A 23,065-nucleotide genomic window follows, 5' to 3' on the forward strand; every position below is an offset into this window, starting at 1 on the left:
TATTATTTTAATATTTAAAAATTTATTTTCCATCTAGATTATAAACAGAATATAAAAACTTCCTCTAGAAAATCCTAGAGGAAGCTTTTATTCCTATCTTTAATTAAATGATTTCCAGAAATCACTGTTAACATCAATAATATTCATTATGTCTTTAAAAGGTATTTTGAATGTTGGGGTTCCTGCTGCATAAGGAGCAATTTCATAAACGTCAAAGTAAATATATAGTGCATCATCTTTTACGTAGAAATGCTGATTTTCTTTAATTCCTTTATAGCTATCAATCCATACATACTCATACTGTTTATCATTCTTTATTTGATATTCTATAATATCACTTAATACTTTAATGTAATTACTATTCCTTTTAAATAAATCCTTGAGTTCATAAAATCTTCCTGTTATTAAATCTACATTGGCATAAATCCTAGATGGCATTCCATGAGCTGCACCAAAGTAATACTGATATCCTAATAACTCTAAAACTAATAAATTTTTTCTGAAAAATTCGATAGAGAAATCACCTGCATAGCTATAATCAAGCTGAACATTACTCTCTATAGGTTTAACTGCAGACATTTCCTTTAACTGATTATTTGCCTTCGATTGAGCTTGCTTATTTTTCATGCCTTCTATTTGCGGGTAATATACTAAATAATCTTTATTCGGCTTATATTTTTCGTCCTTTACACTATACTGATTATTTAAAGGAATAATAGTATTTTGTTTAAATATTACTTTTCCAGCCTTATTAAGATAGTATAGTCTCTGATCAATATCTGCTCTGATTAAATCTCCTTCGAAAGATAAAGTTCCTATTCCACTTACCTTAGGAAGATTCTTTGATATCATTCCTGTTCTATCAATAAAAAATGTATATTTATTATCATATACTGATGCAAAACCATTATCATAGTTTGAAACACCGTAGTAAATAAAATCTGTGAGAAATTTACCATTAGTGTCTGCAATTGCATATTTTGAACCAATACGAGGATTTTCTTTGCTAATTGCTATTCCAACGGCAACTCTATCCTCTCCTAATAAATTTACATCATTATATTCGGGTTTTATTATAAGCTTTCCACTTTTATCTATCAAACCATACATATTACCATAGTCCTCAGAAACGTTAACTACAGACCTTCCATGATTAAAAGGTTGTGTTCCTGTATATTTAGGCGGTATAACTATCTTTCCGTTTTCATCTATAAATCCAAATTTACCATTCTCCTCTTGTTTAAATGTTAAAAGGCCCTCTCCAAGGTTTCCTACAAAAGCATAATTATAGTTTTCTAATATTTGCCCGTTAACATTAATAAGTGCATACTCTCTTTCATTTAACTTAATAATAGCTCTTCCTTCTTTAAAGTCACTTGCATCTTTATATTTAAAAGGTATGACCTCATTGCCCTGTTTTCCTAGATATCCGTATACCCACTCTCCCTGTAAACCAGTCTTTGCTGCTAACGCCCTACCTTCATTATAGCCTCCTACAAAAGTATACGAAGTTTTTGTAAGTTCATTCCCTTTTTCGTCAATTACCTTAAAACCACTATTATCTACAACTGCTGCTCTTCCTTCCGAAAACTGATTAATAGTCTCATACCTTGGCCTTACAACATATTTTCCACTTTCATCTATAATTCCATAGAGATTATTCTCTTGTACTATTGCTAGTCCGTTATCTTGAAAGCTATAAGCATTACTATACATAGGTTTAATTACAAAATCACCATTATTATTTATAAATCCCCACTTTATACCATTACTTGTTCGAATAGATGCTGGATGTAGTTTTATTACCCTATTTTGTAGCTTATCTAATATTTCTTTCTCTAGATTAATTAAATCCTGCTGAGAAGGATACTCATAATTAAATTTCATAACTAACTTCATTGCCATATGAACAGCTCTTAAAGCTTTCTCTGGCATTTCAACCTTTAACAGTGCATCCGCAAGGTGATACCAGTAAAAAGCTGCATCTGGCATCTCCTTAACCTTCTGCTCATAGTATAGGACTACATTTTTAAAATAATAAGAATATGAATCTAGTGCTGGTAAAAATCTTCCATTAACCCATCTAAGCACTTCAATATTATATGCCTCTCCTGTATCATGCTTCCATAATGCTATTTCTGCTTTTCCTTCTTTTCTTCCCATTTTCTGTACTTCAATTTCACTATATGTCATATCCCCTTTAACTATGTTTTTCACACCTTTATTAGTCCATTCAAAAATACTTAGATTAGACCAAATTCCGCCTATTTGCCATCCTATTATTAAATTATTAATTTTTTCATCTACAATATTAGCAGCATTCAGATAGTTTATATCATATCCTTTACCTTTAATATTAGTAGCAACACTCCATATAGTTCCGTATTTTTTTATTATTACAGCATAACATTCACCCATCAATTTGTAGGCTGCAGTTACTTCCAATTCTCCATCTCTATCTATATCAGCTACAAGTATTGCTGGTCTTTTATAGGGCTTTTCTAGTTCTAAGAGTTTTGCCATTGGAGGTATATATTTACTCACAAAATCAGTTAAACAAGTTTCACAGTACATATCAAAACTTCTCCATTTTATTACTCCTAAGTATATTATATGAATAAGTTTCTATTCTGTGCTTGATTTTAAAAAGCCTAAGGATATGTTAATGCCCTTAAAATTCTGTGTAATTTTCATTCTATTAATCTTAAAATGATATAGTATTAATTTTATTATTGTGGTAATATTTACAAAGAAATTATTTTCTGGAGGTGTTAAAGTTGTTAGAATTACTAAAAAAGAGAAGAAGTATCAGAAAGTATACTAATAAGAAACTGGATAAAACTTTAGTCCTAAAATTAATCCAAGGTGCTCTGTTGTCCCCTTCATCAAGAGGATTAAAACCTTGGGAATTTGTTATAGTGGAAGATAACCTACTACTTGAAAAACTTTCACTTTCAAAGCCTGGTGCAGGTTTTCTAAAAAATGCACAACTTGGCATAGTAGTACTTGGAAATCCCTCACAAAGCGATGTATGGATAGAAGATACATCCATTGCAACGACTGTGATTCATCTTTTATCTGAGGCTCTTGGGCTTGGTTCCTGCTGGATTCAAATAAGAGAAAGAAAGCATAGCGAGGAAATAAGTTCTGAAGATTATGTTAAGCAGATATTAAATATTCCTTCAGATATAAGAGTTTTATCTATTGTGTCAATTGGCCACCCTGATGAGACTAAGTTACCGCACAGAGAAGAAGAATTAAGCTACGAAAAAGTATATTCAAATAGCTACGGTACTAACTACAATATAAAATAATCATTATAATTTCTTTTGTGAATATTATTTAAGACCTATTCCATTTTTTTAAATAGAGAGTGATGTTAAACGATAAGTATCTCTTTTATTCATTATAAAAACTTAACGATTTTTTCATAATGTTATATATTAATCTACTGAAAAATATCCTGATGAAGCTCATATAAGTTCATCAGGATATTAATTATATTATATTACTTCTCTCTACTTCCATTTGTCCAAAGTAAGTTTTACATCTTTCTCTCTTCCCTGAGCATCTTTTACTCTAAGTTTAACATTGTTGCCTGCCCCAGCTGCATAAACTGCTTCTTTTAACTGACAAGCAGTGTTTATAGGCTTGTCATCAATTGCCAAGATAGTATCCCCCTTCCTTATTCCAGCTTTGTAAGCACATCCATCATCCTTACAATCATAAACATATACTCCTTTATTGACTACAAAACCGTAAGCTTTAGAAAGTTCCTTATCTAATCCTTGAAAACCCATTGTAGGAGTTGCAAAGCTACCATTATTAGTTACTTTTGTAATAACAGGCTTTGCAATATTAATAGGTACAGCGAATCCCATTCCTTCTGCTGTAAATACTTTAACTGTGTTTACACCTACCACCTCTCCATTAACATTAATTAAAGGGCCTCCACTGTTTCCTGGATTTATAGAAGCATCTGTTTGAATTAATCCCTCCATAAAATTCCCACCCTGTACCTCGATTGTTCTGTTCATGGCACTAATAATTCCTGCTGTTACTGTTCTTTGAAATGTCAATCCAAGGGGATTTCCAATAGCAATTGCTTGCTCTCCTATCTTTATTCCCTGTGAATTCCCAAGAGTAGCCACAGGCAAGTTATTTGCATCTATTTTAACAATTGCAAGATCGTGCACTGGATCCGCCCAAGCTGTTTTCCCACTTAATTCTCTTCCATCGTATAAAGATACAATAATATTTTCTATGTTTTTTCCTGCCACATGATTATTAGTTAAAATATATCCATTAGGATCTACAATTACGCCTGATCCCACTCCTTGTTCTTGCCTTCCCTCTGCACTAGTTATAGTTGCAGTAATCCCAACTACAGATGGAATTACTTTTCCTGCTGCTTCTGATACATTCGTGGTATTTCCAATTGCTATACCTCCCTGTTTTAAATTTGATATTTGACCTTGAATTTGTGAATTTCTCGAAGATAAGTTTCCACATCCTGCAACTGTTAACAATAAACTTGACAATATTATGCTTGTATAAAGATACTTAGGCCTAAATGTCTCTTTTATATTCTTTATGTACATGTTCTGCCCCTCTACTTTCCTTAAGTGTTTTCTAATGATATTTGTACAAGTTAAATTTCAGTATTTCTTAATATATCCATAAAACTTAATCGAATTATAATTTATTTTCTCGCAACTCATATAATTTTATCCTATAAACTAACTTTATATTTTCTTTAGATTTGTTTATGGGAATAAATAAAAAAGATATCTGTTTATATAACATAAACGCGATATCTTTTATAAAGCTTATAGATACTTAATTTATTTTAACTAAACTAAGCCCTTTGACTTGTCATAAGCTTCGGTTAGCTGTTGTACAGGTGAATTATAAGGTTTTTCCCAACCACGATTTACTGTAAGTTCTACAAGAGCTGTATGCCCTGCAATTACTTGATTTAAACTCGCTCCATACATTGCTCTTAATTCTGGAGTAGCACTTAACATAGTAGCATTAAGATATGCATCTGCCGCAGCTTTTGCAGAACCCATCATGCTATCAGCTATAACCTCATCATTCATGTCCATGCCATTTTTTATCATTGTTCCTACAAAATTTGCCATATTATTGCACCTCCCCAGTTATTTCACTCTCGTTAATAAATTGCTGCATTCCTTTTATTCTACCTTCCATTGCTAAAACACCAGCTTCAGCTTGTTTTTTTAATTCATCATCAGTTATTAGATTTTGCATAGCTTTTGCAAGTACCAAGCCATCTTTCTCCATTGTTAACAATCCTGTTAAAGATAATATTTCACCTTCAGAAAGTTTTCTCATACTAGTTACCTCCAATTTAATAATATTCGATTACTATTATATTTTGAGCTTTAAGGTAATTATTAAACATGGAATTTTAATCCACACTATTTCAAACAACCTTAAATAAAATAAACATATTCACTAGTAAATAAATGAATATGTTTTAGGCAAAATATTAATATTTAATTGTATTTTAAAAACAAAGCCATAACATAAGTAGTGATATTACCTAAAATAAATTAAAAGGTATTCTTTGGGATAAAAGCTTGTGTCTACCACCTTTGTGTTTTATCCATCTAGCTTTATCTTTCTTAATTAATAGTATATCAACTGGACCTCCGATATAATTGTCTAGAAGAGAAGCTTCTCTTATCCACTGTTCACTTAAATCTATTGCACTCTTAATTCCTAGACTTTTAACTTTTTCCTCGTCAAATTCTTTAAAGATATCATCTATAAATTCAGCGGCACCTTCTGCATAAGCACTAGCAATAAAGTAACCTGTTACTTTTTCCGTCTCTATGCCATCAAAAGTACTTATATTATAAACAGTAGGTATACTGCTTTCATAACCAGCTATATAAATATGATTCTTAAAATTTAGCGAATCTAACTGATCATAATACTCCAGAAAATGATTATATATTTTATCTAGTCCGTACTTTTCACGATTGTATATATTTTCAATATAATCAACAATATCTGTTCTTAAGTCTCTTGTATAAATACTATTAGATTTAATAGTATTCCCAGTAAATCCAATTCCTATATTTTGATAAGTCAAAAATAGCTTTCTAGAATCGTCTATATATCTATTTTTATCTTCATATGTCAGCCTACTATCTGCTGCCATAACGATACCATCATGAGTTGTAATGGTAATTACAATTGACATATCTATCTCCTCTGTAAGCTTGCTATACTAAGTTATATTAAGAAGAATTTATTTTTATAACAGTTTTATGGTACAACAATTAATTATCATACAAAAATCTTAGAGCTTTAATAAACATTTTAACTACATATACTACATTAAACATTTATCAATTTTACAAATTATAAGCTATTAAATATTTTTAGCAATTTCTATAAGTCTTTCCTTTTTATTAAACTCAGGATTTTCAAGTATAATCTCAAGCAAACTATTTAGGGTTTCACCTATTTGTTTACCTTGCTTTATACCTAAATTCATTAAATCTCGTCCATTTATATCTAAATCTTTTATGCTTAACGGCTGTCCTTCATTCAATATAGCTAAACACTTATTTCTTAAATTTAAAACCTTACTTGTATCATGAAATTCCTTGGCGCATCCCTTAATATCTGCTATTTGTAACTGGAATAAATCCTCTAAATTTTGAACACCTACTCTATTGATAAATTTTTTTACATTAGAAGATTTCATGTTGTCAAACTTGCTCATATGCTCATAGACCAATATGGAGACCTTTTCTATTGTTTTATTATCAAACTTTAGTCGTTTTAATACACTTTTGCATATATCAGCACTTGCCTTATTATGTCCATAAAAATGTCCTTGTTTATCTTCTCCTATTGTAAAACATTGTGGTTTTCCTATATCATGAAGAAGCGCCGCAAGTCTTATTTCTAGTTTTGCTAGAGTATTATCTATCACCACTAATATATGATTAAATATATCCTTATCATGATGTATATTATTTTGTTCAAAATCTATACAAGGCATTAGTTCTGGTAAAATATATTTTAGTAAATTACTTTCTTTTAAAGATGCTATTCCGTAACTAGGCTTATCTGAAATTAAAATTTTACATAATTCCTCTCTTATACGTTCCTGACTTATATTTTTTATTAGATGTGCATTTTTTCTAATACTTAAAAATAAGTCATCCTTATCTAATACAAACCCCAATTGCGCGGAAAATCTTACAGCCCTTAGCATTCTTAATGCGTCTTCATTAAATCTATCCTCAGCATTGCCAACGGTTTTAATAATCTTATTATTCAAATCTTCAATTCCATTGAAATAATCCACTAATCCATTCTCATCATTATAAGCCATAGCATTGACAGTAAAATCTCTTCGAGATAAGTCCTCTTTCAGTGAAGTTGTAAATCTTACATAATCAGGGTGTCTATTATCTGAGTACTCTCCTTCTATTCTGTAAGTTGTTACTTCATATCCAATATTATTTAAGAGAATTGTTACTGTTCCATGCTTTAATCCTGTTTCTATTACCCTGAATCCTTTATCTTTGAATATTTTCATAGTTTGTTCTGGCAAAGCATTTGTAGTTATATCCCAATCCTTTGGTTGCTTTTTTAAAATTCTATCCCTTACACATCCACCTACAACATAGCTTTCGTAGCCTTTACTTCCCAAAATATCTATTATATTTTTTACATCTTTTGGAATAACAATTTTAATTTTATCCACTTACTATTTCTCCTTTGGTTTCTCTAAAGTTCTGGAACTCTATGTTTACTTACTATATAGTTTATTTCATATACTACTATTTTGTATCTATTATATCTTTTCCATATAAAAACTGGAGTAAAAATTCATTAATTTTCACTCCAACCTTACTACTTTATTATTTCAATTTATCAGGATTCAATCCTTTCAATTCATCAACTACAAATATACCATCTTTTCTTATAAGAACATCATCAAAGTAAATTTCCCCTCCACCGTATTCAGGTCTTTGAATATAAACTAAATCCCAGTGTACTGATGATTTGTTCCCGTTAAAGCAATCATCGTAGGATGCACCTGGAGTAAAGTGAATTGAGCCTGCTATCTTTTCATCAAATAAAGTATCTTTCATTGGTTTCAATATGTATGGATTAACTCCTATAGCAAATTCACCTACATATCTTGCACCTTCATCTGTATCAAAGACTTTATTTATTCTTTCTGTATCATTTGCTGTAGCCTTAATTATCTTACCATCTTTAAACTCTAATCTTATATTTTCATAGGTAAATCCATTATAAACTGCTGGTGTATTATATGTAATGTATCCATTTACAGAATCCTTAACTGGTGCTGTATAAACCTCTCCATCTGGAATATTCAATCTTCCATCGCACTTTATAGCATTAAGCCCTTTGATAGAAAATCTTAGGTCTGTTCCTTCACCTTTTATATAAACTTTATCTGTTTTATTTAATAATTCTACTAATGAATCCATAGCTTTTGACATTTTACTATAATCTAAGTTGCAAACATTGAAATAAAAATCTTCAAAAGCTTCTGTACTACTTCCTGCAGCTTGAGCCATAGCTTCAGTTGGATATCTTAAAACTACCCATTTAGTCTTAGGCACTCTTATTTTTCCATGTACAGGCTCCCAAAAATTTTTCATAACCATTGACATATTTTCCCCCGGTACATCTGAGGTTTCTGTTAAATTGCTTGGAACCCTAAGTCCTATATAAGCATCCATATCTAGCATTCTAGCCGCTTCATATTTAGACATCATTTCTAGCTGTTCTGTTGTGGAATTCATATATAGCTCTCTATCTACTTGTGGTAATTTATTTGTTGCAAAAGGGATTCCCCCTGCTAAATATGTTTGTTTTATAAGTTCGAGAGTTAAAGGATTTGGTTCTCCAATTGTCTCTATTAAAACCTTTTCTCCTTTTTGAATATTACAAGAGTAATTAATTAAATTCTTCGCAAGCATTACTATTCTTTGATCTTTCATATTTGCTACCTCCATTTTCCCTTTAATTGAAAGTTAATACTTAACTGTCATATATGTTATTAAAATGTAACTTTACACATATTATAATATAAAATATTTATTTTATCAAAATATGTCTAAATTAACAGTAAATATTTACATTACTGTTTTGGTATCACTTTTTATTATGTACACTTTAATCTAATTTACACAAAGAACCATACCTGCATTTATATTCTCATTGTACTTACCATAAATATATGTTACTTATAGGGTAGTACTTATTTATGAAGTGAAACTTAAATCAGATGAAATATAGTTTTTATACTCAAAGGAGATAACTATGCTTAAAAAAAGATATTTAAAAATCCTTGCATCAATTTTTTTGCTTTTATTATTTACTCTTGGTATATCCAGTTATTCTCAGAAGACAAATGCAGTTTGGTACAAGCTTGCAGGTAGTAAAGTTCTTAGTGAAGATTTGAAAATAGTTACTAATAAAGATCAATATCGTGCTGCTATAAAAAAGGCTATGCTTAATTATGAAAGCTCGTTAACCCTTATAATATTGAATTATGATGAGAATATTTATAGTCTAGATGTAGTTAGGGAAATTGTAGAAGAAACCCCTCAGTTAATAGGAGTTTCTGAAGGGTCTTCTGCAACAGTAGTAGCCTCAATTCCTGCAAAATTAACAATTGAATTTAAGTATAATGATACTAAAGAAAATTTAATGAATAAAGAAAAACTTGTACAACAAAAAGTTGATGAACTTGTTAAAAAGCTAATAAAATCAGAAATGAAAGATTACGAGAAAGAAGTAGTCTTGCATGATTTTGTCGTAAATAATGCTAGCTATGATAAAAGGCTATTTACAGGAAATATGCCTAAAGAATCTTATACAGCCTATGGTTTACTGGTTAATAATACAGGAGTATGTCAAGGCTATGCAGAATTGATGGACAGGCTTTTAAAAGCTGCTGGTATTGAATCAAGAATAGTAATTGGTGAAGCTAAAGACGAAACTGGGTGGATTAGTCACGCTTGGAATATAGTTAAAATTGATGGCCAGTATTACCACTTAGATCCTACTTGGGATGATCCTATATCAGAAAATGGTTCTAACGAGTCAAGATATTCTTATTTTAATATTACCGATGCACAAATAGAAAAAAATCATAGATGGAAAAAAAATAGTTATCCTCAATGTACTAGTACTAACTACAACGTTAACAACTTAAATCTAACAGAAAAAGATAAAAACGGGAATAACATAAAAATGGTAAAAAACTATAATGAATTCTATAGTTCTATAAAGGATGCAGTTAAATATGGTAAATCAGAGATAACTACTAAAATATTAAATTATGATGCAAGTATTTATAATGAGGAAAGAACTGTAAATAAAATATATGATGAACTATGGAAAAATGGAACCTACAGTTGGAGCCGCTATACTGATGAGATTACCGGTGCAGAATATATAACTATATACTTCGAATAATACTCAAATAATATCATGTTTATTTGTAATAAATTGTTTTTTTTAATTGAATATTGCACTTATTACACTATATACTTAACATAAAACCGATGCTACCTCCACACAATATTGACTGAGGTGATTACATTGAATAAAAAAACTATATTAGCTAGTACTTTTTTAAGTTTGATGTTAATTGGTAGTAAGGTTCATGCGCAATCTACAACTTATACTGTAGTTCCTGGTGATAGTATGTGGAAAATTGCCGTAAAATATGAAGTAGGCTTAAGTGAAATTATTGCTGCAAACCCTCAAATTAGCAATGCAGCTATGATTTATCCTGGACAAAAAATAAATATACCAAATATTGATGTAAAAACAATAGAAAGCAGAGTAATTGATTTAGTTAATGTTCAGAGATCAGCAGCAGGTCTACAGCCAGTGAAAGCAAATTGGCAGCTTGCAAGGGTTGCTAGATATAAATCTCAAGATATGATAAATAAAGGATATTTTTCTCATACTTCTCCAACTTATGGTTCTCCTTTTAACATGATGGAATCATTCGGTATAAAATTTTCATCTGCAGGTGAAAACATAGCTATGGGACAAAGAACTCCTGAAGAAGTTATGAACGGCTGGATGAACTCTCCTGGTCATAGGGCTAATATTCTAAGTCCGTCTTATACAGAGCTCGGCGTAGGTCTTGCAAAAGATGCTCAGGGAAGATGTTATTGGACTCAGATGTTTATAAAACCATTATATTAGGGTTAAAATTAGGGTGTAAGTTTTTACTTACACCCTTGCATCATAACATCTAAAATTATATCATCAGTATTTGACATACCTTCATTAGATATTCTACCTAAATTTTGTATAGTCTTCTCCACTGATTTATCTAATATTCCATCTTGTGATGGAATAAATATATTTTTATTAGCCATTTTTGCCGCATCTACCGCTGCATTTACTGATATAGCTAATTTATATGAACATCCAATTTTTGCTCCGTCGCATATCATTCCACTTATTCCTGCTATCATATTTTTAATTGCTCCACCTATTTGCTCTAAGTTCCCACCTAAAAGATAAGATAACCCACTACTTGCACCAACACCAGCAGCTACTCCGCAACCACAAACTGGAGATAATGCACCAGTATAACTTTTTATATATATAGTAACCAAATGACTTAATGTTACACTCCTAACTATTTTCTCTTCACTTATCTTCAAACCTTCACCAATAATAGCTATCGGCAGTACTGCAACCAAACCATGATTACCACTACCAGCACTACTCATAACAGGTAGAGGATGTCCTGACATTCTAGCTTCTGACGCCGCTGTTGTTATTGCTTTTGCGTACTGTTCTATATCCCCTTTTTCATCTTTAAGCATACTTCCAAGACCAATACCTAAATTATATTTAATATCTTCATCAGCAATTCTCTTATTCATTATTATACCTTCCTTAATGAACTCGATTTCATCATAATCCACAGTATCAACAAACTCCTTTAAGTCTGCAACTGTAAATTCCTTAATTCTATCTCTTAAAGAAGGTTTCGATACCTCTTCTTTTTCCTCAGTCGAAGATATGCACTGCCCGTTTTTCTCAAGTAAAACTATATTTAGATGAGTTTTTTTAATCAATACTCTTGATGTATTATTCTTCCCTGTAGCTAATACTTCAATATACAGCCCTAATGCATCTCTTTTTAATTCTAAATTAATAACATTTTTATCTATTATTTTTAAGGCATCTTCAAGACTAGTATTAGTAACTTCTCTTAGGACCTCAAGCTTATATTGTGATTTTCCAACAACTAATGCTAAAGCTGCTGCAACTACGATTCCTTTCTCATTTGTTCCTGGTATACCAACTTCTTTACCATTCTTTAAAATATTACGATCTACATTAATATTTAAACGTTCAACTTCCTCACCTAATAATTCTTTAGCTTTTGCTACAGCATATGCAACAGCCGTTGGTTCTGTACAGCCAAGAGCTGGAACTACCTGATCTTTTAAAATACTTATTAATAATTCATTATTTTTCATAGCTCGTACCTCCTAATACTTATATGTAATTATTAATAAGCAATTATCGTGCCAAAAGTTATTAATGTTACTTTCATTTCACCTAATTTCCATTAATGTTTTATTAATAAAACATTAAATATTGTATTACTAAAGATTTAACCACCATTATCCAAATTTTAGCCAAAATCTTATCCATTAATAAACATATCTATCCTGTATAATCCAAATATTTTTTGATTATATAGGATAGATATATTTATATTTTTTAACTATATACTATTTTTTCTCAAAAATGATATAAAATTTAAAATTGGTAAATTCACTTTAACTATAAAACTAATATTTTTATTTTACATACCTATCTAGTCCTTGTATCTGTACACCCTTAGCTTTATTTAGCAATTTCTCAAAAATGATAATAAATTATTATTTTTGAGAAATTTCTTCCTCAAGCTTACGATATAATGTTGCAGTACTTATTTTCAATTTTTTTGCTATTATTTTCTTAGCATCAGTATGGGAACCATAATGCTCTATTAGCTCATTTATAATTTGCTTTTCATATTGTGCAACCATCTCTTTTAAACTTTTATCTTCGCTAAACTCTTCCTTTTCATTGGTTATTCTTTTATTTATTGTATTTAAAGTAATGTAATTTTCTCTTTCAAAGTTAATTGCATATTCTATTAAGTTTTGTAATTCACGAACATTACCTGGCCAAGAATATCTTAACAGTGCCTCTTTAGCATGAATTGTGAAGCCTTTAATATCTTTTTCATATATAGTATTATATCTATTTAAAAAGTAAGTTGAGAGTTCTAATATATCGTACCCTCTTTCTTTTAGTGAAGGAATATTAATAGGTATAACATTCAGCCTATAAAATAAATCTTCCCTAAATTCTCCTCGCTCTACCATCTTATATAAGTTCTTATTAGTAGCAGCAACAATTCTCGGGCTAATCTTTATACTATTTACTCCGCCTACTCTCACAATTTCTTTTTCTTCTAGCACTCTTAATAACTTGACCTGCATATGTATAGGTAAATCACCTATTTCATCTAAAAAAATAGTACCGTCCTTTGCAATCTCAAACTTTCCTATTTTTCCGTTACTGCTAGCTCCTGTAAATGCTCCTTTCTCGTAACCAAACAACTCGCTTTCTACTAAGCTTTCAGGTATGGCACCACAATTTATAGGCATAAAAACTTCGTTTTTTCTACCACTTTCGGAGTGTATGGCTCTAGCAAAAAGTTCTTTGCCAGTACCACTCTCCCCTAAAAGTAGTACTGAAACATTTTGTTTTGCTATCTGTTTAACTTGCTCCTTAACCTGAGTAAATACAATACTATTACCTATTATGTTATCAAATGAAAACATAGACTGTTTCTCACTAATTTTAAATACAGATCTTTGTAATTTGTTAAAATCTTTAAATGTTATTACCGCTCCTGAAATTTCTTTGTTAAAATTTATAGGTTTTATAGACAAAAGAAAATCATTTCTTGAATTTTCTATATTTATTGTTACTTGTTCTTCTTCCATGGAGTAATTAGTCTTTAAAAATCTATTAACGAGCTTATCTGGAAGTAGCTCTCTAACACTTTTTCCTACTATATCAAAATTTTTAAGTTTAAATTTCTCCTTAATGGATTTATTTAGACTCATAATTTTATTATCTTTATCAATAATAATTAAGCCTTCGTTAACTGAATCAATTACAGTTAAAAGTTCTTTAGATTTATACTCAAGTTTATGATTAATGTTCTTTTCCCTAATTCTTGAAGAAATTAGTTCACTCATTCTCTTGTCGAAGTCTTTATAACTATCCTGTTTTTTCAAAAACATCTCTTTTTGACTTTCGTCAAAAATAATCATTCCAATAACACCTTCAACATTTTCATCTATAACAATAGGAAAACATAACTCCGCCTTCTCATTACAATGTTCTTTGGCATCACATATTATACATTCATCACAATCTCTAGGGTTTGCAATAAAATAGGGCGCCCCGGTTTTTACGCACCTCTCAAACACAGAATTCCTTGGACCATAAAATCCAATCTTATCTTTAAACATTCCAGTGCCAGCTATTCTAAGCAGAGTCTTATCTAAAATAGTTATATCAATTCCAACTACTGCATTTATCGTCTCAGCAATACCTTGAAGCTCATCCTTTATCTGATGTATCATAGGATTAATGCACCTCGCCTTACAATTACTTAGTTACTTACAGTATATCATTTATTTGTTTTAAAGATAAGAAAAAAGCATAGTTTCAACTACACCTTAAAGGGAGAGTGCGACTTAACTCTAAGTTTGGGAAACTGTTTGAAGAGTAGGTTCGCAGTGTTTCATCAGCCCTCGCTTCAAGAACAGAATCTAATACTAACTCACCTTTAAAAGCTCCAATATTTTTCACTCTTAGCTTTTCTTTGTTATCAAAGAAAAAACTCTGCATTTCAAAACTTATATGAAACTTAGCATTATCCATGAATATTACTACTTTTTTACCCTTATTAGTTTCTAAAAGATATTCTATATGAGTTTTTACTTCTTTTGAAGTTATAGAGTGTTCGGAAGAATATAAGTCATTAACAGTATGAAAATTACCCAAAATTGAAGTAGAGCCTATAATATTAACGCCATCATGAGAAGCATTTTTTTCAAGAACAGGGGGGATTCCCGACAGGGCTCCAAAACAGACGGTTGTCCGATTCAACACTAACTTTAGTTTCATCTAAAGCATAGACAACTACCTCAGATGAAGACTCTAAGGTATCTATTGTTTCTAAAGTTTTTTTAAAAGCCTCCTGTTCATCTTTGTTGGCTTTTGTAGGTCTTGGTTGAGTTCTTTTATAAGATAGTCTATTTGCAATAAGAGTTACTCTTATTGTTTCGCCTGATACTTTTATTCCATATGTTTTTTCAATATATAGAGATAAAAGTTCGCAAGACCAATTATGGCATGTGAATTCAAAATCTGCAGGTGACTTATTTGTAGTCACATAAATAAGATCATCAACCATCTCTGGTTCTAATTTACTTTCAGAACCACCACGGTTATCTTTTATGGATTCTATGCCATGAGCATTCCATTCTTTAATATGCTTAACAATGGAAGTTTTGCTTAACTTGGTAGCCTCAGTAATGTCAGTATTCGACTGTCCGAAATATCGCATTGTTATTACAGTCAGTACTAATCTTGAATACTTGCTATTAATACTATTTTTTAGTTCAACTAAATCTTCAATTTTATATCCATGTAATGTTTCTATTCCGAATGACTTTCTTCCCATAATTAAAACTCCTCTCTCCGTACATTTAGTTTTTGGAGAAGAATTTTAATTATTCGGTATAAGTTAATTTTTCATCGTTGAACCTTATATAGATACCCAAACTCCTTAATTAATTTATATTATAATTACTATCACTATAGATAACTATTATTCTAAGCATTATACAATTATTTCTTACTACTTAGCTATTAAATTTCAACTAACTTTGGAAAAAACCACAAAAGTATCATACATAAGTGGAAATGTAAGTAATTATTGCATGAAAGGGAAAAAAGTGAGCATAAAAGAATCTGTATAAAAATATTCTTTTCATGCTCATTTTTTTCCTTTTCATGCCTTTAGAGTTGAATTTACTTTTTTATCATATAAAATAGAAGTTGTAAAGATTACTTAATCTTGAATTCAAGAAAATAATTTTATAAGTATAAATGTAGCTATATTATATACTTAAGTAATTATTCATCTTTCCTATAAGCATAGTTGAATAGTTACTATGTACTATGACATGTCCAAAGACTGGCGGATATTCAAATTAGTTGGAGGTATATTATGAAAAGTAAGAGTTTATTTACAAGCTTGTCACTAGCTTTGATGCTATTAATAGGTGTCCGTGCCATACATTCAAATTTAGCACAACAGGCATCTAGTGTTCCAGAAACCAATGCACTAGGAAGCTAAACTATAAACAAAGATAAGGCTGGCACAAATGCTACAATAATGCTAGGGGAGGGGTGATGTTAAACTGGAGTATATAAAGAAGATAACACCTATAGCTGTGCTTATAACCTGTATTATAATTGCTTTTGTAGCATACAAGATGCTGTCGTATCAAAAAAGTGATAATCTACTTAATGTAGTTGCAAGTGTTAGAGATACAACTGGAGGCACTTGCATAAAAACCAATGTCACCAATGATGGAGATATATGGATTTATGATACTCTTAGTGGAGATATCTATTTTATTGAAAATCCAAAGAAAACTGGTGGAGAACTAAAAGTACTAACAAAATCTTTAAGACATTAATAAACTCCCCTAGTGAAAAACCCGAATTGTTTATATGAATAATTCGGGTTAAGTTTTTTTGTAAAAGACAATTTTCATATTCACTAAATTAATAATTTTTTTGTATCGTAGTTTTTTACTGCTCTATCACAACTAATTATAATATTCACATGTTTAACAACATTATCAAGTTATATATTCTAAGCATAATACTGAAGTTAATATTTCATAATTATAAATTTCTGTATTTATTATACATTGAGTGAATTTATAATACTAAATTTTTACTAACAATGTATACTTTGTTTATATTAGAGCGCTAACGGGCAATTATTGTGTAATATCTTATAATTAACCTAAACTGAAAAAAAGGTACTTTTCTAAGACTTCGTCATAAGACATTAGCATACCTGTAGGATGGAGAATTTATAAACACGTAATAAAAAGGTTAGAACTAAAATAAAAATTTACAACTGTTGTAAGGTTAGATTTATGGTGTGGAGTAAGCTTCGAGTGAGAGGTTACAGAATCTTATACTGACGAGTTTAAAGACTCACAATTTTTTTCACAGTTTTCTACAAGAAAACATTGAAAAAAATTGGAGCCTTTAAAAACGAGTTAGTATTAGATTCTGTCCTCGAAACGAGGGCTTACGAAACACTATGAATCTAACCTTATAACAGCACTTTAAACTTAGATTTAAGTCGCCATATATTGCTATTTATAGATATCGTATCCAAACCATTTTACTGAAAGTTTAGAAAGAGTTCCATCAGCTTTTAATTCATTTAATGCTTTGTCAAGTGCACCTTTAAGCTCTTTATCTTCTTTTCTCAACCCAATGCCTTGTGGCTCTTTAGTTAACTTTTCATTTAACACTTTATATCCGCCACCATCTTTTTTAATGTAGTAACCCCCAACTTGACCGTCAACAACTAATGCATCAATTCTTCCAATGGTTAAGTCATGGAAAGCTTCTGTTATTTTGTCATATCTTTTAACCTCTTTAGTTCCATCTAGTTTTATTGCTGCTTGCTCACCGGTTGAACCAAGCTGGCATCCTATAATTTTACCTTTCATGTCCTCTTTGCTATTTATTTTATCATTGTCTTTTTTCGTAACCATTATTTGTCCACCGTCAATATAAGGACCAGCAAATTCAATTTCCTTTTTTCTTTCATCAGTTATACTAAGTGCAGCAATTATTGTATCGAACTTACCTGATTTAAGAGCTAAAAGTATTCCATTAAAATCTGTAGTTACAAACTCTGCCTTTACTCCAAGTTTTTTTGCCAATTCATTCGAAAAATCAATATCAAAACCAACTAGATTGTTTTTCTCATCTCTGTATTCCATTGGTGGATAAGAGTCATCAAGTCCTATTGTTAACTTTCCTGAATCTTTAATCTTCTGAAGTGTGCTTACCTTCTGAGTGCTATTTGTCTCGGCTGATTTTCCACATCCTGCAAATAATGATACTGTTACTACCACTGTCAATATTAACGCTGAAATTTTTTTCATAATATATGCCCCCTTGATCTTAAAATATAATTTTTAAATTTAAAATAAACTCATTAGCTATACTATTTTTTATAAATGTCATATCCAAACCACTTTAAGGAAAGTTTAGAAAGTGTCCCATCTGCTTTTAGTTCATCTAAAGCTTTCTGAATAGCTTCTTTTAGCTCTTTATCCTCTTTTTTAAGACCTATTCCTTCTGGCTCTTTAGTAAGTTTTTCATCTAATATTTTAAATGCGTCTCCGTCTTTTTTGTTGTAGTATCCTCCAACTTGTCCATCAACAATGACTGCTTCTATTCTACCTATTTGTAAATCATGAAATGCTTCCGTAGCCTTATCGTATTTCTTAACTTCCTTTGTTCCTTCAATCTTCGCTGCTGCTTGCTCCCCTGTAGACCCAAGTTGAGCACCTATTACCTTTCCCTTTAAATCCACTGACGATTTTATTTCATTGTTAGTTTTATTAACTGCAATTATTTGTCCACCTTCTATATAAGGTCCCGCAAAATCAATTTCTTTTTTCCTTTCTTCAGTCATACTAAGAGACGATAAAATAATATCAAACTTGCTAGATTTTAAGGCTAAAAGTATCCCATTCCAATCAGTAGGAATATATTCAACTTTTACTCCTAGTTTTTTTCCTATCTCTTCACCAAGGTCTATGTCAAATCCTAATAGGTTGTTTTTTTCATCTCTAAATTCCATTGGGGGATAAGAATCATCTATACCTACTGTTATTTTCCCTGCACTTTTAACTCTTTGCAGTGAATCTATTTTTTGTACACTTGTACTTGTACTTGAACTGCCACATCCAGAAAATAAAGTAATCGTCATTGCCATAGTTAAAATGGTTACTAGAAATCTGTTCATATTTTTTCCCCCTCATCCTTAATCTATTTATAATTATACATTTTATATAATAATTATTCAAGTATTTTTACGAAATTTATTTTTTGTTCTATTTATTTTTATGCAATTGTTTATATGTCATTTTATATGATTAATATATAATATATATACTTTATGATATAGTTAGAAAGTAAATGTTTGCAGAAATAAATTATAATTATACAACAATTCATTCTATCAGCTTTATCAATATCTCATTTTAATTCTGCATAAAGTTTAGTCCTACGCAATTGTTTCCAGTTGTAAAACAAAACTTACACTTAAACTAAAACATAGTCTTTTAAATTGATTTAACATTTAAAAGACTATGTTTTAAAAAACAAAAAAACTAGCGATAAACCACTAGTTGCTTTTTATCCGATGACTACCCGTTCTAATACCCCAAGAGGTAAAGAGCAGCTACGTCCCCAAATAAAAAGTTCTAAGTGTCAAAGGCACTTAGAACTCTGTTTATATTAATGCTGTATAATCAATCATTCTTCTATCATTTAATAATCATAAAAACTTTATGTAAAACATATTCATTTTCTATATTCCTTTTGGGATAACTCCAACATTATAATTCATTGATAAATTCTTTAACAAAGTGCTATCCTTTGTCACTTGTTTTACTTCTTCTAAATTTTTGGCAGTGAAAACTACGGTACCACCTTTTCTATTATATACCCCTCCACCAATTAAGTATTTTGAGGCTTTAACTTCACCATTATTTACTCTAGTTCTTCCAACTGATGTTTCATCTTTTTCCGAATCTCTATAATTTATTCTAATAAAAATGTTATATTCATCCACTTGTTAATACCCCCGTTCATTTGTTTGGGTAAATTGTATATTTCAATTATACCGAACACTTGTTCAAGTGTCAACTATTATTTATTACCCTTTGATTCTATGTTTATTCCTATAAAAATAAAAATATGCATAGAATATCGTATTCTACGCATATTTTTATTTTTTAATATGAAAATTCCCTATCTACTCCTGCACCATATCGATAGGCATGTATCTTCTTTTCTTTTATATCTATAACAAAGGTATCAAATGCATTTTCTGATTTTGTATTAATTTGTCTTTCTGGAACAGTTGACTTGTTAACTTGGATTGGTACTGAGTTAAGTGTTGTAATAAAGTTAACTCCATTAATTTTTCTATCTGTATCTCTGTGTACATGACCACTTATAAAAGCTATGACTTCCATAGGCCCCTGACTTTTATAATCAACTTTTACATTATGTGCAAAGTCTCCCGTATTCTGCAGTGAAGTATACTTTCCACCCATTTTAAAGCTTTCTATTATCTTCATTACAACATCTCCATTTACTATGGACCTATTATAATTAATATCTCTTACAAAGGATACATGGCTAAAGAAGATAACCTTCCATTCCTTCTTATCCCTCTTATCAGAAAAGTTAAGGGCATCATTAGCAATCCAATTTAATTGATTATTCGAAATACCGTATTGATTTATTCCATTGTATTTTAATGTTCCATCTTCCTTATAAATAATAGGAATGTCATTGGTATTTAGTATAATAACTCTTATTTTTTTATTCTCGAAGTCCTTGTAATAATACATACCCTGAGGGTTATCCCTATCTCTTTTGATATCCTTTTCGTACTTTCTCACAGTTAAATTATACATTTCATCTGGAAATATCACATTTTCAGCAGTTTTTGGTGTATTTCTTACATTATAATAACTATTATCATCATGGTTTCCCTTTATAAAAAATATGGAGCTCCTTTTATTAGATAACAGGTAATTTGTTGCTTTTTCTATGCTATTAATAGATTTCTCCTTTGGTGAATAGCCATCAATTATATCCCCGCCATGCACAATAAATTGAGGCTTTATAAGATCTGACAACTCCTTAACCTCCTCAAAATGTTTCAATGCAGTAATTCTATAAGGAGATTCCTGGTCAAAATGAGTATCAGTAATAAATTGAAAAGTTATAGTATTAAGGTTTTGACCTTTTAAAATTCTTTCAGAGATTATCTTCAATTCATTTCGTGCATAAGTTGGTAATTTTACTTTTCTAATATTAGTCTCATCTTTAGAAATATACTGACTATTTATAGTTTTTATATACCTTTCACCTATTATTAACAAACCACTTAAAATAATTACTGCGATAATTATATAAACCTTTATCTTTTTATATTTTTCCATATATACTCTCCGTTATATTAAAACTTTACAACCTTTAAAAAGATAACTTTAACTAACATCCACATGTAGGTTCACTGCCAGTGATCCACCCTTTTATAATAGCACTTGCTCATCCTACTCCTGATTTAACTTCAATTGCAGAAACAGGACAGTTCTTCGCACAAGCACCACATTCCATGCAGCTTTCCTTATCATTAATACAAGCTTTTTTTCCCATAATGCCGAAAACCTCATGTGGACAAACTAACGTACAATATCCACATCCTATACATCTTTCCTCATTAAATTTTAAATTTATTACATTTTTCAAGTACTTGTGTTTCATGTTAGCTACCACCTTTCTCTTTAGAGAAAATTTATATAAATTCAAACACTTTATACACAATCATAAGTATAATTGCTGAAAATCCAACTAGCCCACCAAATATAATCGTATACACTGTTTCCTTTCTAGTCCCAGATAATGATGTATATGTGCTAGAACCTGTGAATTGAAGCGATATATATGCCGTTATAAAGATAATTAAGAATGTATTTGCAACTAAAACTAATATGCTATCAGGATACAAAAATATATAGCTATATTTCAAACAAAAATACGCCCATATTGCACCTAACATTCCTCCTTTAAGAGAGAATGACCTGAAAGGAATATATGGAAGCATAACAGGCATCAAAAATGCTCCTAAAAATAAAGCTCCTAAATAGGGTAAGAAGTTGAAAAATGTATTTTTTATAGAAGTAAGAAACTGAAATCCTGCCGGACTTACCAAATTAAAAGCTAATAGAATTATAAAAATAGGTATAATATATCTGGAACTCGGTATGATTTCCATGGGAGTTAATATTAATCTATCTTTAAAATCAAAATTTATCTTTCTCATTTCCTTCTTGACTTGTAGATTGTTATTCAAAAATGCTGGTATATCCTCTGCTTTAATTGGTCCATAAATGACTTTAAATCCTGCCTTTGCAACTATGTGAGCTGAAACTCCTACTGCACCTAACTGAGGAAGTATTATATTGTTATGGGATATTATATTTTTTAATCTTACTATGTTTATTCTTTTTAAGAGCTCATAAGTACCAAATGTTCCCTTGCCAGCTGCACACCATACATTTATTCCTTTTGTATCTAAAACAATAATCCAGAGATTATGCCCCGTAAGTTCTTTTCTAAGCGCATCGAAACTTAGCTTGTAATTTGCAGTGACCAAAACCGGAGACTTATCATCGGGATTCCCTACTGCATATATTCCTGACGAAACTCTATATTCATATCTTTTAATCCCCCATCTTACTTTATATCCCCCTATTTTGTCTGCAGTTGAAATTGTTGTTTTCACTCTTCTAATTTTTCCAACAGATGTATTTACAAATCCATCTACAAAACTAGGGATAATATCATCATCATATAAACTGGTAGTTTCATTATTTATTAATTCTACCTTGCCATTCAACTTTTTCTCCGCCTTTCAAAAGTAATTGCTTAAAATGTTTAAAATAATAAATTTAAGATTCATTTATAAATTTGTCAATTATACATTTTTATTATAGCAACAATTTGTACTACTGTAAGCATCATTTTTAAATACAAAGCAGATATAAAAAACCTCCATCTACTC

22 protein-coding genes are annotated in these 23,065 nt (G+C 30.3%); 5 read left to right on the forward strand and 17 right to left on the reverse strand.

Going from position 1 to position 23,065, the window contains the following annotated elements:
* Window positions 1–99 precede the first annotated feature (99 nt).
* Window positions 100–2,574, reverse strand: a complete 2,475-nt coding sequence (locus AC0N0V_RS15360; RefSeq protein WP_474458920.1) for a WG repeat-containing protein — start codon at window positions 2,572–2,574, stop codon at window positions 100–102.
* A gap of 203 nt (window positions 2,575–2,777) precedes the next feature.
* Between AC0N0V_RS15360 and AC0N0V_RS15365 the strand changes: the two genes are divergently transcribed.
* Window positions 2,778–3,314, forward strand: a complete 537-nt coding sequence (locus AC0N0V_RS15365; protein ID WP_474458922.1) for a nitroreductase family protein — start codon at window positions 2,778–2,780, stop codon at window positions 3,312–3,314.
* Between the two features lie 204 nt (window positions 3,315–3,518).
* Here AC0N0V_RS15365 and AC0N0V_RS15370 read toward each other — a convergent pair whose 3' ends face one another.
* The 6 genes from AC0N0V_RS15370 to AC0N0V_RS15395 form a co-directional block, all read right to left on the reverse strand.
* Entirely contained in the window at window positions 3,519–4,601 is a 1,083-nt protein-coding gene (locus tag AC0N0V_RS15370) for a S1C family serine protease (RefSeq protein WP_474458924.1), read from the reverse strand.
* Between the two features lie 252 nt (window positions 4,602–4,853).
* Window positions 4,854–5,144 (reverse strand): spore coat protein, encoded by a 291-nt coding sequence (locus AC0N0V_RS15375; protein ID WP_474458926.1) that lies wholly within the window; start codon window positions 5,142–5,144, stop codon window positions 4,854–4,856.
* A gap of 1 nt (window position 5,145) precedes the next feature.
* Entirely contained in the window at window positions 5,146–5,358 is a 213-nt protein-coding gene (locus tag AC0N0V_RS15380) for a hypothetical protein (protein WP_474458928.1), read from the reverse strand.
* 211 nt (window positions 5,359–5,569) lie between these two features.
* The gene (locus AC0N0V_RS15385) at window positions 5,570–6,235 is read right to left on the reverse strand and encodes an Ntn hydrolase family protein (RefSeq protein ID WP_474458930.1); all 666 of its coding nucleotides are present in this window, start codon (window positions 6,233–6,235) and stop codon (window positions 5,570–5,572) included.
* A 171-nt stretch (window positions 6,236–6,406) separates the two neighbouring features.
* Window positions 6,407–7,756, reverse strand: coding sequence for a CCA tRNA nucleotidyltransferase (locus AC0N0V_RS15390; RefSeq protein WP_474458932.1), 1,350 nt, complete (start codon window positions 7,754–7,756; stop codon window positions 6,407–6,409).
* Between the two features lie 157 nt (window positions 7,757–7,913).
* A complete protein-coding gene (locus tag AC0N0V_RS15395; RefSeq protein WP_474458934.1) occupies window positions 7,914–9,029 on the reverse strand; it encodes an aminopeptidase in 1,116 nt (371 codons plus the stop codon).
* Window positions 9,030–9,351: 322 nt separating this feature from the next.
* Between AC0N0V_RS15395 and AC0N0V_RS15400 the strand changes: the two genes are divergently transcribed.
* Window positions 9,352–10,512 carry a transglutaminase domain-containing protein gene (locus tag AC0N0V_RS15400; RefSeq protein ID WP_474458936.1) on the forward strand — a complete coding sequence of 387 codons (1,161 nt, stop codon included), beginning with the start codon at window positions 9,352–9,354 and terminating at the stop codon, window positions 10,510–10,512.
* Between the two features lie 126 nt (window positions 10,513–10,638).
* Window positions 10,639–11,256, forward strand: coding sequence for a SafA/ExsA family spore coat assembly protein (gene safA, locus AC0N0V_RS15405; protein ID WP_474458938.1), 618 nt, complete (start codon window positions 10,639–10,641; stop codon window positions 11,254–11,256).
* Window positions 11,257–11,279: 23 nt separating this feature from the next.
* On the opposite strand, the gene AC0N0V_RS15410 is transcribed toward safA, so the two are convergent.
* From AC0N0V_RS15410 to AC0N0V_RS15425, 4 genes are all read right to left on the reverse strand, one after another.
* Window positions 11,280–12,551: an L-cysteine desulfidase family protein gene (locus AC0N0V_RS15410; RefSeq protein WP_474458940.1), complete on the reverse strand. Its 1,272-nt coding sequence runs from the start codon at window positions 12,549–12,551 to the stop codon at window positions 11,280–11,282.
* Window positions 12,552–12,959: 408 nt separating this feature from the next.
* Window positions 12,960–14,726: a sigma-54-dependent Fis family transcriptional regulator gene (locus tag AC0N0V_RS15415; RefSeq protein WP_474458942.1), complete on the reverse strand. Its 1,767-nt coding sequence runs from the start codon at window positions 14,724–14,726 to the stop codon at window positions 12,960–12,962.
* 85 nt (window positions 14,727–14,811) lie between these two features.
* A complete protein-coding gene (locus tag AC0N0V_RS15420) occupies window positions 14,812–15,150 on the reverse strand; it encodes a hypothetical protein (RefSeq protein ID WP_474458944.1) in 339 nt (112 codons plus the stop codon).
* 49 nt (window positions 15,151–15,199) lie between these two features.
* Window positions 15,200–15,832: a winged helix-turn-helix domain-containing protein gene (locus AC0N0V_RS15425; RefSeq protein ID WP_474458946.1), complete on the reverse strand. Its 633-nt coding sequence runs from the start codon at window positions 15,830–15,832 to the stop codon at window positions 15,200–15,202.
* Window positions 15,833–16,381: 549 nt separating this feature from the next.
* Here AC0N0V_RS15425 and AC0N0V_RS15430 point away from each other — a divergent pair.
* Both AC0N0V_RS15430 and AC0N0V_RS15435 read left to right on the forward strand, forming a co-directional pair.
* The gene (locus AC0N0V_RS15430; RefSeq protein WP_474458948.1) at window positions 16,382–16,510 is read left to right on the forward strand and encodes a hypothetical protein; all 129 of its coding nucleotides are present in this window, start codon (window positions 16,382–16,384) and stop codon (window positions 16,508–16,510) included.
* A gap of 97 nt (window positions 16,511–16,607) precedes the next feature.
* Window positions 16,608–16,856, forward strand: coding sequence for a hypothetical protein (locus AC0N0V_RS15435; RefSeq protein WP_474458949.1), 249 nt, complete (start codon window positions 16,608–16,610; stop codon window positions 16,854–16,856).
* 696 nt (window positions 16,857–17,552) lie between these two features.
* On the opposite strand, the gene AC0N0V_RS15440 is transcribed toward AC0N0V_RS15435, so the two are convergent.
* The 6 genes from AC0N0V_RS15440 to hgcA form a co-directional block, all read right to left on the reverse strand.
* On the reverse strand, window positions 17,553–18,356 hold the full coding sequence (locus tag AC0N0V_RS15440; protein WP_474458951.1) for an ABC transporter substrate-binding protein: 804 nt from the start codon (window positions 18,354–18,356) through the stop codon (window positions 17,553–17,555).
* A gap of 62 nt (window positions 18,357–18,418) precedes the next feature.
* Window positions 18,419–19,225, reverse strand: a complete 807-nt coding sequence (locus AC0N0V_RS15445; RefSeq protein ID WP_474458953.1) for an ABC transporter substrate-binding protein — start codon at window positions 19,223–19,225, stop codon at window positions 18,419–18,421.
* A 567-nt stretch (window positions 19,226–19,792) separates the two neighbouring features.
* Window positions 19,793–20,056 (reverse strand): hypothetical protein, encoded by a 264-nt coding sequence (locus AC0N0V_RS15450; RefSeq protein ID WP_474458955.1) that lies wholly within the window; start codon window positions 20,054–20,056, stop codon window positions 19,793–19,795.
* Window positions 20,057–20,219: 163 nt separating this feature from the next.
* Window positions 20,220–21,440, reverse strand: coding sequence for a metallophosphoesterase (locus AC0N0V_RS15455; RefSeq protein ID WP_474458957.1), 1,221 nt, complete (start codon window positions 21,438–21,440; stop codon window positions 20,220–20,222).
* A 109-nt stretch (window positions 21,441–21,549) separates the two neighbouring features.
* Window positions 21,550–21,765: a mercury methylation ferredoxin HgcB gene (gene hgcB, locus AC0N0V_RS15460; protein WP_474458959.1), complete on the reverse strand. Its 216-nt coding sequence runs from the start codon at window positions 21,763–21,765 to the stop codon at window positions 21,550–21,552.
* A 31-nt stretch (window positions 21,766–21,796) separates the two neighbouring features.
* Window positions 21,797–22,900 (reverse strand): mercury methylation corrinoid protein HgcA, encoded by a 1,104-nt coding sequence (gene hgcA, locus AC0N0V_RS15465; RefSeq protein WP_474458961.1) that lies wholly within the window; start codon window positions 22,898–22,900, stop codon window positions 21,797–21,799.
* Between the last annotated feature and the right edge of the window lie 165 nt (window positions 22,901–23,065).

Source organism: Clostridium sp. CS1-1 (assembly GCF_056135525.1).